Raw genomic sequence first — 11,040 nt, 5'->3', positions numbered from 1 at the left:
GGCGCGTGACGGGGTGTGCCGCTTCCCGCACTGCCCGGTCCCGGCGCCGTCGTGCGATATCGACCACACGGTCCCGTTCGACCACGAGAACCCCGACCAGGGTGGCAGGACCGAGGAAGCGAACCTGGCCTGCCTCTGCCGACGCCACCACCGCGGAAAACGCAGGGCCGCATGACTCTCCGGCAACTCGGCGACGGGCTGCTGCGCTGGACCATGCCCGACGGCACCGTTTACGACACCGAACCCGACTCACCCGCGTTCTGGGCGGCGGGAGCCTGACGCACCGACGCCGGATCGACGGCAGGGCCGGTGAAATAGTGCTCGCCGTCGAACGCGGCGGGAAGCCCGGCGGCGAGATACGTGCCGATGCCGGGCTGGTCGAGTTGCGCGAACAAGGGGTTCGCGGTCACGGCATCGCCGGCGGCGACCTCGGCGAACCCGCGGTACTGCTCGTGCAGGACGGCCGTCTCGGCGAGCGCGGTGCGGACGTCGTCGGTACTGCGTTCCCGGAACCACGGCGAGAACAGTGCGGTGAGGATCTCGCGGTGGCGGTACCGGTCTTCGTCGCGAGCGAAGTCGGCACCGAGCGCCTTCTCGACGGCCGCCACGGCGTCGTGCGTACCCGTGACCGACACGAGGTCGCGGAAGTGCCGAGGCGTCAGCGCGACGATCATGAACCGGCCGCCGTCGGCAGTCACGAAATCCGTACCGTACGTGCCGTAGACGTCGTTGCCCGTCGCATCCCGCTCCGCGCCGTTGACCTGCGGCTCGGTGAGGTATCCGAGCGTGCTCGCGATCGACAGCGCGACGTCGTCGAGCGGAAGCGTGACGTGCGAGCCGAGACCGGTCCGCTCCCGCCGGCGTACGGCCGAGGTGACCGCGAGCGCGGCGTACAGTCCGCATGCGACGTCCCACGCCGGCAGTGCGTGATTGACGACGCCCGCGTGCTCGCGCGGACCCGTGATCTGCGGGAAGCCGAGTGCGGCGTTCACCGTGTAGTCCACTCCCGGCCTGCCGTCGCGGCGCCCGAGGATCTCCACGGTCACGACGTCGCTGCGTAGCTGCGACAACGTGTCGTGCGAGAGCCATTCGCGCCCGGCCTGATTCGTGACGAGGATGCCACCACCCTCGCCGGGCGCGGTCACGAGGTCCTGGACGATGCGCTGCCCTTCGGCACTGCGCAGATCGGCGACGACCGACCGCTTGCCCTTGTTCAGTCCCGTCCAGTAGATGGACGTTCCCTCGGCCGTCGTCGGCAGCCGCCCGATGTCCGCGGCGCCACCGATCGGGTCGACCCGCGTCACCTCGGCGCCGAGCTGCGCGAGCGTCAGCCCGCACAGCGGCGACGCGACGAAACTCGACACCTCCACGATGCGGAGTCCGGCGAGTGGACGGGAATCGGGAGTCGTGGTCATGACGCGCACCTTTCAGGCCATCAGCGCGGTGAAGCGCCAGTCGAGTACCGGACGGGTCGAGCCGTCGTCGTCGTGCGCCGACACGAGCGAGCGCAGGTCGACGAGTCCGCCCGACGGGCATTCCGTGACCGACTCGACGTGCACCGTGCTGCTGAGCGTGTCGCCCTCGTGGACGGGACCGGTGTGATCGCACGACTGCCACGCGAGCACCGTCACGAGCGACGGCAGCGCCCGCGTCGCTTGCGCGAGTGCGAGGCCGATCGTGTGCCCGCCGTACACGAGTCGCCCCGCGGAACCGACCCGCGCATCGTGGTGTGTGGCAGCGATGTTGAGGGTCAGCCGGGCGAGTTCCGGTGCACTCGAGACGACGTCGGCGCTCGTCTCGAACACCGCTCCCGCCAGATCCGGCGAGAAGTGGCGGCCCCGCGCATGGGTGCGCAGCGGCGCGAGATCCCACTCGGGCACGAGCGGCGCGGGCGTGTCGTCCCCGGCGATCGCCGCCATGTCGTCCCCGGCGACCGCCGCCATGTCGTCACTGTGGACGACGCGGCCGGGATCGGCGCCGGGGCTCAGCGGCAGCATCGCGCAGCGGTGGAAGTCGAGGACGGTCGCGCCGTCCTGATCGACCGTGCGCATGCGCAGGGCCGCGAGTCCGGTCGGCGGACGCCCGGGCTTCGCCGAGTTCTCGCGTAGTCCCACGACTTCCGTTGTCGTCATGAGAGTGTCGCCGATGTGCGGCCAGGCGAGGAAGCGCAGTCCCCGGTAGAAGAGATTGGCCCGCACGTGATGGGTCGCGAGCGTCGACTGCCCGATCGCCACGTCGCACACCAGGCCGGGATGCGCGAGCGCGGTGGTCCGCCCCGTCACGGCGCGCGTGAGATGGGCGTCGAGCGGCAGGCGCAGCCGGTCACCGACGATCGACTGGTGCACCGCGGCCACGCCGTCGGTGAGCGTCATCGACGGGGCGTCGTCGAACACCTGACCCACGGTGAGCGCGTCGAAGTACGGTCCCCCTACGCGGACGGGCGCCGTCACGCCGTCGCCTCGGGAGCGTTCGCCAGAACGCGGCGCGCCGAGACGGCGAGCGCTTCGTCGAGCATTCGGCCGTCCAGTTCCGCTGCACCGGAGCCGCGGTCAGCGGCCTCCGCGAGCGCGGCGAGGACCCGGTGCGCGTCGGCGACGGCTTCCGGGGTGGGAGTGAAGACGCGAAGGGCCGTGTCGATCTGGGCTGGGTGGATCACCCACGTGCCGTCGAAGCCGAGATCGCGCACCCACGTCTTCGCGGCCGCGAAGACCTCGTCGTCCGCGATGGTCAGGTGCGGGCCGTCGATCGCCTGGATTTCCGCGACGCGGGCGGCGAGCAGGACGGCCTCCTGCACCGTCTGCCATGTCGTGTGCGGCAGGCCCGGGCTCCGGCCCAGGGCCGCAGCGAGATCCGCGTAGCCGATCACGAGCGCGGCGAGCCGGTCGGAGGATTCGGCGATCGCGCTCACGTCGCGGATGCCGCGTGGCGTCTCGACGAGCGCCTGGATGCGCGCGCTCGAGTTGCCGAGGGCGGCGTCGATCGACCGGATCTGTTCGGGTGTCTCGGCTTTCGGCAGGACGATCGAGGCGAGGTGGTCGGCCCGTGCGCAGGCCGCGACGTCGTCCCGATGCCACACCGTGTCGGCGCCGTTGATGCGGATCGAGACCGCACGCTGCTCACCGAACTCGGCCACGAGCGCGAGGGCGGCCTCGCGGGCCGAGTCCTTGCTGCCGTCGACGACTGCGTCCTCGAGGTCGAGGATCACCTCGTCGGCGTTCGACGCGAGGGCCTTGCGGGCCTTGCGTTCGTCGGAGGCCGGCGCCACGAGCGCGGCGCGGCGGCGTCGAGTGTCCACGTCTGTCTGTCCTCCGGGCGGTCGTCGAGCGGATCGTCGTGCAGCGAATCGGCCGTAAATGGTCGGCCAAATGTTGCGTCTTCGGTCCTACCAGATTCGCGCTCATTGCAAAAGCGGTCTTGACAAGCCGGGAACGTCGGGCCGAATATGGCCGTACAAATCCGAGAAGCGAGGTGCCGTCCCATGACCAGGCTCAACGACGAAGAGACCTTTCTCGTCGACACCGTGCGCGCCTTCGTCGATCGTGACGTCAAACCGACGGTGCAGCAGGTCGAGCACGCGAACGACTATCCCGAGAAGTGGATCGAGCAGATGAAGCAGATCGGGATCTACGGCCTCGCGGTGCCGGAGCAGTACGGCGGGACGCCCGTATCGATGCCGTGCTACGCGCAGGTCACCGAGCAACTCGCGCGCGGCTGGATGAGCCTCGCCGGCGCGATGGGCGGGCACACCGTCGTCGCGAAGCTGCTGACGCTCTTCGGAACCGACGAGCAGAAGCAGCACTATCTGCCGCGCATGGCGACCGGCGAGATGCGCGCGACGATGGCGCTGACCGAGCCCGGTGGTGGATCGGACCTGCAGGCGATGAAGACAGTCGCCCGCGCCGACGGCGACGACCTCGTGGTGAACGGCGCGAAGACGTGGATCTCCAACGCGCGCAGGTCGGGCCTGATCGCGTTGCTGTGCAAGACCGATCCGGCCGCGACGCCGCGCCACCGCGGCATCTCGATCCTGCTCGTCGAGCACGGCCGCGGGCTCACCGTCTCGCGGGACCTGCCCAAGCTCGGGTACAAGGGTGTCGAGAGCTGCGAGCTGTCGTTCGACGACTTCCGCGTCCCCGCGAGCGCCGTCCTCGGCGGGACTCCGGGCAAGGGCTTCTCGCAGATGATGAAGGGCCTCGAAACGGGGCGAATCCAGGTCGCGTGCCGCGCGCTCGGCGTGGCGTCGGCAGCGCTCGAGGACTCACTCGCCTATGCGCAGCAACGAGAGTCGTTCGGGAAGCCCATCTGGAAGCACCAGTCGATCGGCAACTATCTCGCCGACATGGCGACCAAGCTCACCGCGGCGCGTCAGCTCACGTGGCATGCAGCCGAGCGCTACGACCGCGGCGAGCGCTGCGACATGGAAGCGGGGATGGCGAAGCTGTTCGCCTCCGAGATCGCGATGGAGATCGCGCTCGACGCCGTCCGTATCCACGGCGGCTACGGGTACTCGACCGAGTTCGACGTCGAACGGTACTTCCGTGACGCACCGCTCATGATCGTCGGCGAGGGGACCAACGAGATCCAGCGCAACGTGATCGTCGGCCAGCTCGTCGAGCGCGGCGGCGTGTAGCCGCGTCGGCGCACGTGACACGGCAGACGTGACATTAGGATCGGTGACGATGACCGACCGTGACGCTCCACCCGAACCCGCGTATCGCGCGCTCGCCGCGACGTTGCGCGCCCGCATCGCGGACGGTCGGTTCCGCGGCGGCGTCCGGTTGCCGACGGAATCCGAGCTGTCCGAGGAGTTCGGGCTGAGCCGGCAGACCGTGCGCCGTGCGTTCCAGGATCTCGTCGCGGAAGGTGCGGTGTACCGGGTACCGGGGCGCGGGACGTTCGCGACCGAGTCGAGCGGCCGTTACCTCCGGCAGCTGGGGTCGATCGAAGACCTCATGAATCTCTCGGACGACACCACGATGGAAGTGCTCGATCCGCCGCGTCGCGGTGTCGACGTCGACGTTGCCGGACGGTTGCGGCTCGACACCGATCTGGTGTACCGCATGGCATTTCGGCGCTTCCACGACGGCGTGCCTTTCGTCGTCACCACGGTGTGGTGGCCCGAACGCATCGCCCGTCTCGTCGTCTCGGCCCCCGAGGTGCAGGCGGGCGCGTCGAGCGCCTACACCATGATCGGGCTGCTCGAACCACGCCTGACGAGCCCGATAGTCGAAGCAGCACAGTCGATCACAGTCGGCGCCGCGAGTGCCGACGTCGCACGCCGGCTCGACTGCCCGGAGGGGCATCCGATGCTTCGGGTCGACCGCCTCTACAGCGACGCCACCGGCGATCCTGTCGAGCTCGCCGTCAGCTACTTCCTTCCCGAGCACTACACGTACCGCGTCACCCTACGGAGGTCGTGACGCGGCCATCACGAACGAAAGGACCCTTCCCATGCGAGTATTCGCCACGATCGACGACGTCGCCGCTGCCGTCGGCGAGAAACTGGGCCACGGCGAGTGGCTCGAGGTCACCCAGGAGCGGGTGAACCTGTTCGCCGACGCGACCGGCGACCATCAGTGGATCCACGTCGATCCCGATCGCGCCGCCGCAGGCCCGTTCGGCGCCACGATCGCGCACGGCTATCTCACGCTGTCGTTGCTGCCGCTGCTGGGTGGCGAACTGCTGAAGGTCGAGCAGACCTCGATGTCGATCAACTACGGACTCGACAAGGTGCGCTTCCCGCAGCCGGTGAAGGTGGGGTCGCGGGTGCGCGCGACGGGGGAGATCACCGGGTACGAGGGCACACCCAAGGGCGCCCGCGTCGTCGTGACGATGACCGTCGAGATCGAGGGCTCGGACAAGCCCGCCTGCATCGCCGAGACGATCCGGGTGATCGTGCCGTAGGGCGCCGTCACGACAGGTGAGCGCGGGCCTCGCGGACGGCGCGCTCGGCGGCCTTCACCTGCTCGTTCGCGGAGGTGAGGGCGGCCCTGGCGAAGCGTGCGTCGTGCTCGGCGTGATCGAGTTCGGTACGCAGCCGAGCGACCTCGTCCGTCGCGTCGCGCACGCGGGCCTCGGCGGCCTCGCGGACGTTCCGGGCGTCCGCCGCCTCCTGCTCCGCGTCGGCGAGTGCCGCGCGTGCTGCCGAGTCGTCCGGAGCCGCAGAAGCGGGCTGTGGTTCGGGCGCCGGCTCGGGACGGCGCTCGGGCACCGCCGTGAGCGGCGCGGCAGGCCCGAACCCGCTGTACTCGACGGGGTGGGTGAGGTGCCCCGCCCGCACCTGGCGCGCGACGTCGGGGTCCGCTATCGCGGCCGTGAGTGTCGAACGCACCTCGAGCGCAGCGGATTCGGTGAGGCTCCGGCCCCGGTCGGCCGCGAGCGAGATCACCCGGTCGGTGAGTTCGGTGACGAGCCGCGCGCGCTCCGCGGACAGCGACCGCAGTTCGGGGCCGTCTCCCGACGACTGCGCCGCCCGCATCGCATCGCCGAGCCGCGTCAGGTCGTCGGCGCTGCCGGGATCGGCGCGCACGAGCAGATCGACGGCCCATGCCGACAGTGTCGGCTTACGGAGCGCCGTGATGCGCTTCGCGAGCGACCGGTCGCCCTTGGCTCGCGCGTCGTCCGCGGCTGCCCGCCGAACCCGCACGAAGTCGCGCGGATCCGCGCCGTACACCTCGTCGGCGACGGCATCGAGGTCGTCCTTCGCGTCCACGGATCGAGTGTGCCTCGCCGTCCGCCGGTTCGGGCCGCGATCGTTCGGTACGGTGGAGGCATGGCCGGACTTCTCTACCAGTAGGCAGCGCTCCGACGATCGCTCACGTGCCCACGGCGCGTGAGCATCGTCACCGAGCCCTGTCCACACCTCCACTGCGCGCTGCGGGTGGAGTGTTTTTCGAGCGAGAAGTGATGTCCGCAATTCTTCCCGCGCGCTCTCGCGCGCACATGTCCGCCCGTTCCCTCGTCGTCACGCGAGGTGGCCGACGCCTCGTCGACCGACTCGATCTCACCGTCGCCCCTGGCTCCCGGATCGGCATCGTCGGCGAGAACGGAGTGGGTAAATCCACTCTGCTGCACACCCTTTCGGGTGATCTACCGTCGGAGTCCGGGTCCGTCGCGACGACCGGCGCCGTCGAGGTCGTCGAACAGGAACTGCACACCGGCGATGCCACGACAGTCGGGGATCTCGTCGCCGGCGCCCTCGAACCGGCCCGCGCAGCGCTGGACCGGCTCGACTCGGCCGCCCTCGCCCTCGCCGACCAGCACGAGGATGCAGGCGACCGGTACGCCGACGCCCTCGCCGCGGCCGAGGCGCTCTCGGCCTGGGACGCCGAGCGCACCCTCGACGTCGCTCTGGGTGCCCTCGGCGCCGAGACAGACCGGAGCCGCCGCCTCGCCACGCTCTCCGTCGGGCAGCGCTATCGCGTGCGGCTGGCGTGCGCACTCGGTGGCGGCGCCGATCACCTGCTGCTCGACGAACCGACCAATCATCTCGACGCCGGCGGCCTCGAGTTCCTCACGACGAGCCTGCGTGCCCGCGCCGGCACCGTCGTGGTGGTCTCCCACGATCGTGCGCTGTTGCGCGACGTCGTCACGACGATCGTCGATCTCGATCCGACGCCCGACGGCCGCCCTCGCGTGTGGGGCGACGGATGGGACGGCTACGTCGAGGGGCGGCGCGCCGAGTTCGCCCGATGGGAACAACTCCACGCCGCCCAGCAGCGTGAACACCGGGCTCTCGCAGAGGATCTCGAACGATCACGGTCGCGGCTGCAGGATTCGTGGCGGCCGGGCAAGGGGACAGGGAAGCATCAGCGGGCGACCCGCGCGGATACATCGGTGCGTGCGGTGCATCGGCGCGTCGAAGCGCTGGAACGGCACGAGGTGTCGGCACCCGAGCCGCCGCTGCGGTTCACGCTCCCCACCACGGCGGTACGCGGCGGTGTCGTGCTCGATGCCCACGGCGTCACGCTCTCCGGACGCCTCGACGTGCCCGTGGATCTGACGCTGACGTCGGGCGATCACGTGCTTCTCACCGGACCGAACGGCGCGGGCAAGTCGTCGCTGCTCGCCGTCCTTGCGGGCGCCGCGGAACCGACGTCGGGAGTCGTCGCCACCCGCACGCGCAGGATCGGGTGGCTGCGGCAGGAGAGCGAGTTCGCCGAATCCGGCACGGCGCGGGCGGTGTACGCCGCGCACGTCGCACGGTCGGTGTCGACGGGAGTGATCGACGCGTCGGAGCAGTTGCCCGTACGTACGTTCGGTCTGCTGGCCGAGGCCGATCTGGCGACGGACGTGGCAGCGCTGTCCTACGGGCGGCGACGCCGTCTCGCGCTGGCGATGGTGCTGGCGACGCGTCCCCACGTGCTGCTGCTCGACGAGCCGTCGAACCACCTGTCACCCGCACTGGTCGGCGAACTCACCGAGGCACTCCGCGAGACGGCGACGGCCGTCGTCGTCGCCACCCACGACCGGGCGATGCTGCACGATCTCGCCGACTGGCGGCGCGTGGAACTCGGCGAATCTCAGTGCCACGTGTGATCGACGAGGGGTGTGCGGGGGCCGCGTTTCGGTTTGTACGCGGCCCCGCTCACCATGAGCAGCCACACGGCGCGATGCCGGTGGGGGCGCAGGTGATCGAGGTACTCCACCATCTCGGCGTCCGCCATCGCGCGGCCCTCGAGCGTCCAGCCGACGATGTCGGGGATGTTGTAGTCGCCGATCGCGAGCGCGTCGGCCGCGCCCAGCGCGCGCTGGGCGGTGTGCGCGGCCGTCCACACCCCGACACCGGGGAGTGACGTGACGCGGCGCACGAACTCGTCGTACTCGGCGGTCGCGGCACGCTCCAGGCTGTCGGCGACCTCGGCGCACCGCACGAGGGTGCGCGAGCGGCTCGGATCGACCCCCGCACGGTGATACGCCCAGGACGGGATCGTGCGCCACGTCCGGGGCTCCGGCGGGACGAGCAGGTCGCGTGGGGCCGGACCGGGCGCAGGCGACCCGTACCTGCGGACGAGCCACGCCCACGATCGATGCGCCGCGATCGTGTGGACGCGCTGCTCGAGGACGGCGGGGACGAGCGCCTCGAAGACCCGGCCCGTGCTGCCGATCCGAAGGTGCGGATGACGGCGATGGGCCTCGACGAGCAACGGATGCCGCGGTGCGAAGGTCGACGCGTCGTCGTCGGCGCCCACGAGATCGCGGGCACGAGCCAGGACGTCCGCGGCGCCGGGGCCCCACGCCTGCACGCGGGCGGTGTGCCGTCCGGGCTGGGTCACCCGGTACGTGACGGGCCCGCCCGGCTGCCGGGACGTCCGCCACACGGCGCCGTCGGGTGTGCGCCGCTGCGTGGGATCGCGCGGGCCGCGCCCGTGAGGCGCGAGGGTGAGTGCGACGTCGAGCGGCCGCTCCGACTCGACGGTCACGGAGTCGCCGACCGCAGACGCGCCGCTCACGTCGAACGGTCGGTCCGCGTCCACGGACCCCAGCGGGTCACTCACGCGACCGAGACTACCGTCGGGTTACGACACGGCGCCGCCGCACGTGAGCACGCTCGCACCGGCGAACTAGAGTCGACAGCCATGATCATCGTGAGCACCGACGGGTCCTGTCTTCGCAATCCCGGCGGTGCGATCGGCTGGGCATGGGTCGAGCACGACGGCGAATCCGCCTCCGGCGGCGGGGCCAGCGGAACGAATCAGATCGCCGAACTGTGGGCACTGCTCGAAGCGATCCGCTCCCACCCCGGCGAGCAGCCGCTGCTCATCGAGTCGGACTCGCAGTACGCGATCAAGTGCGCCTCGGAGTGGCTCGCGGGCTGGCGCCGCAAGGGCTGGAAGACCGCGACGGGCAGTCCCGTCAAGAACGTCGAACTCGTCCAGGCCATCGACGCCGCGATCTCGGGCCGCTCCGGTCCGGTCCGCTTCCGCTGGGTGCGCGGTCACGTCGGCAACGAGTTCAACGAGATCGCCGACACCCTCGCGGGCGTCGCCGCACGCGCCGTCCGCGACGGGACGCTCGCCCCCACCTCGCCCCGGACCTCGGCAGCGCAGACGTCCGCACCCCGAAACGCCGCACCGTCACGCCCAGCCGCAGCCGCAGCCGCCGACGACGTCATGACGCTCTTCTGAGGGGCGGCCCCATGACCGAGGCCGACGACGTCGCGGCGGTCCGCGCATTCTGGACGCAGCGCGAGCTTCCCGGAATCGTCGACGTCCACACGCATTTCATGCCCAAGAACGTGATGGACAAGGTGTGGCGGTACTTCGACTCGGCCGGACCGCTCACCGGCCGCGAGTGGCCGATCACCTACCGGCACGACGAGGACACCCGCACGGAGTTGCTCCGTGCGTTCGGGGTGCGGCGGTTCACCGCGATGATCTACCCGCACAAGCCCGACATGGCTCGGTGGCTCAACGCGTGGGGCACGCAGTTCGCCGCCCGCGTCCCCGACTGCGCCCACACGGCTACCTTCTACCCCGAGCCCGGCGCCGCCGAGTACGTCGGCGAGGCGATCGAGGCGGGTGCCCGCATCTTCAAGTCGCACATCCAGGTCGGGGACTACTCCCCGGCCGATCCGCTACTCGACGACGTGTGGGGGACCCTCTCCGACGCGGGCGTCGCGACGGTGATCCACTGCGGTTCCGGTCCGGCACCGGGCCGGTACACCGGTCCCGGACCGGTCGCGGACGTCCTCGCACGCCACTCGCGGCTGCGCCTCGTCGTCGCGCACATGGGGATGCCGGAGTACACCGAGTTCCTCGATCTCGCCGACTGGCACGCGGGCGTCATGCTCGACACGACGATGGCGTTCACCGATTTCGTGGAAGCGGACATCCCGTTCCCGCGCGAGGACCTGCCCCGGCTCGCGGAGCACCGCTACCGGATCCTGTTCGGCAGCGACTTCCCGAACATCCCCTACGGCTATCGCGAGGCGCTCGACGCCCTCACGCGTGTCGCGCCCGACGACGAGTGGATCCGCGCCGTCGTCCACGACAACGGTGCCGCGCTCCTCGGCCTCGGCGACGACGGGCCGTAGCCCAC

The 11,040-nt window shown here is 70.7% G+C and carries 11 protein-coding genes and 1 pseudogene; 7 read left to right on the top strand and 5 right to left on the bottom strand.

Annotation, left to right across the window (positions count from 1 at the left end):
• A pseudogene (locus RR1_RS21880) lies at positions 1–279 on the top strand (HNH endonuclease signature motif containing protein); the annotation flags it as partial.
• On the opposite strand, the gene RR1_RS07825 reads toward RR1_RS21880, so the two are convergent.
• Genes RR1_RS07825 through RR1_RS07815 form a run of 3 tightly spaced genes read right to left on the bottom strand, consistent with a single transcriptional unit; the run spans position 231 to position 3,295 of the window.
• Positions 231–1,415 carry a CoA transferase gene (locus tag RR1_RS07825; RefSeq protein WP_010839380.1) on the bottom strand — a complete coding sequence of 395 codons (1,185 nt, stop codon included), beginning with the start codon at positions 1,413–1,415 and terminating at the stop codon, positions 231–233. The pseudogene RR1_RS21880 and the gene RR1_RS07825 sit on opposite strands and share 49 nt — an antisense overlap.
• A 12-nt stretch (positions 1,416–1,427) precedes the next feature.
• On the bottom strand, positions 1,428–2,450 hold the full coding sequence (locus RR1_RS07820; RefSeq protein WP_010839381.1) for a MaoC family dehydratase: 1,023 nt from the start codon (positions 2,448–2,450) through the stop codon (positions 1,428–1,430).
• Positions 2,447–3,295 carry an HpcH/HpaI aldolase/citrate lyase family protein gene (locus RR1_RS07815; RefSeq protein ID WP_010839382.1) on the bottom strand — a complete coding sequence of 283 codons (849 nt, stop codon included), beginning with the start codon at positions 3,293–3,295 and terminating at the stop codon, positions 2,447–2,449. Before RR1_RS07815 ends, RR1_RS07820 begins: the two co-directional genes overlap by 4 nt.
• Positions 3,296–3,478: 183 nt before the next feature.
• Here RR1_RS07815 and RR1_RS07810 point away from each other — a divergent pair, with 183 nt between their 5' ends.
• The 3 genes from RR1_RS07810 to RR1_RS07800 are packed head-to-tail and all read left to right on the top strand — an operon-like array spanning position 3,479 to position 5,904.
• Complete coding sequence (locus RR1_RS07810) at positions 3,479–4,630, top strand: acyl-CoA dehydrogenase family protein (protein WP_010839383.1); 1,152 nt, start codon at positions 3,479–3,481, stop codon at positions 4,628–4,630.
• A 49-nt stretch (positions 4,631–4,679) separates the two neighbouring features.
• Positions 4,680–5,420 carry a GntR family transcriptional regulator gene (locus RR1_RS07805; RefSeq protein WP_040774511.1) on the top strand — a complete coding sequence of 247 codons (741 nt, stop codon included), beginning with the start codon at positions 4,680–4,682 and terminating at the stop codon, positions 5,418–5,420.
• A 31-nt stretch (positions 5,421–5,451) separates the two neighbouring features.
• Positions 5,452–5,904 carry a MaoC family dehydratase gene (locus RR1_RS07800; RefSeq protein ID WP_010839385.1) on the top strand — a complete coding sequence of 151 codons (453 nt, stop codon included), beginning with the start codon at positions 5,452–5,454 and terminating at the stop codon, positions 5,902–5,904.
• A 7-nt stretch (positions 5,905–5,911) separates the two neighbouring features.
• On the opposite strand, the gene RR1_RS07795 is transcribed toward RR1_RS07800, so the two are convergent.
• On the bottom strand, positions 5,912–6,712 hold the full coding sequence (locus RR1_RS07795) for a hypothetical protein (protein ID WP_010839386.1): 801 nt from the start codon (positions 6,710–6,712) through the stop codon (positions 5,912–5,914).
• 230 nt (positions 6,713–6,942) lie between these two features.
• Between RR1_RS07795 and RR1_RS07790 the strand changes: the two genes are divergently transcribed.
• Positions 6,943–8,538 carry an ABC-F family ATP-binding cassette domain-containing protein gene (locus tag RR1_RS07790; protein ID WP_010839387.1) on the top strand — a complete coding sequence of 532 codons (1,596 nt, stop codon included), beginning with the start codon at positions 6,943–6,945 and terminating at the stop codon, positions 8,536–8,538.
• On the opposite strand, the gene RR1_RS07785 is transcribed toward RR1_RS07790, so the two are convergent.
• Positions 8,523–9,476 carry a DNA-3-methyladenine glycosylase family protein gene (locus tag RR1_RS07785; RefSeq protein WP_010839388.1) on the bottom strand — a complete coding sequence of 318 codons (954 nt, stop codon included), beginning with the start codon at positions 9,474–9,476 and terminating at the stop codon, positions 8,523–8,525. The genes RR1_RS07790 and RR1_RS07785 overlap by 16 nt on opposite strands.
• A 102-nt stretch (positions 9,477–9,578) precedes the next feature.
• Between RR1_RS07785 and RR1_RS07780 the strand changes: the two genes are divergently transcribed.
• Together RR1_RS07780 and RR1_RS07775 are read left to right on the top strand one after the other, a co-directional pair.
• On the top strand, positions 9,579–10,127 hold the full coding sequence (locus RR1_RS07780; protein ID WP_010839389.1) for a ribonuclease H family protein: 549 nt from the start codon (positions 9,579–9,581) through the stop codon (positions 10,125–10,127).
• A gap of 11 nt (positions 10,128–10,138) precedes the next feature.
• Positions 10,139–11,035, top strand: coding sequence for an amidohydrolase family protein (locus RR1_RS07775; RefSeq protein WP_010839390.1), 897 nt, complete (start codon positions 10,139–10,141; stop codon positions 11,033–11,035).
• Positions 11,036–11,040 lie beyond the last annotated feature (5 nt).

This window comes from Rhodococcus rhodnii NBRC 100604 (assembly GCF_001894925.1).
In the GTDB taxonomy this organism is placed as follows: Bacteria; Actinomycetota; Actinomycetes; order Mycobacteriales; family Mycobacteriaceae; genus Rhodococcus_F; species Rhodococcus_F rhodnii.
Note: the sequence above shows the minus strand (reverse complement) of the source record. Positions and strands in the feature narration are given on the sequence as shown.

Coding starts and splice junctions, on each gene's coding strand:
- RR1_RS07775 (WP_010839390.1), top strand. CDS start 10,139: ATGACCGAGGCCGACGACGTCGCGGCGGTCCGCGCATTCTGGACGCAG.
- RR1_RS07800 (WP_010839385.1), top strand. CDS start 5,452: ATGCGAGTATTCGCCACGATCGACGACGTCGCCGCTGCCGTCGGCGAG.
- RR1_RS07780 (WP_010839389.1), top strand. CDS start 9,579: ATGATCATCGTGAGCACCGACGGGTCCTGTCTTCGCAATCCCGGCGGT.
- RR1_RS07790 (WP_010839387.1), top strand. CDS start 6,943: ATGTCCGCCCGTTCCCTCGTCGTCACGCGAGGTGGCCGACGCCTCGTC.
- RR1_RS07805 (WP_040774511.1), top strand. CDS start 4,680: ATGACCGACCGTGACGCTCCACCCGAACCCGCGTATCGCGCGCTCGCC.
- RR1_RS07825 (WP_010839380.1), bottom strand. CDS start 1,415: ATGACCACGACTCCCGATTCCCGTCCACTCGCCGGACTCCGCATCGTG.
- RR1_RS07810 (WP_010839383.1), top strand. CDS start 3,479: ATGACCAGGCTCAACGACGAAGAGACCTTTCTCGTCGACACCGTGCGC.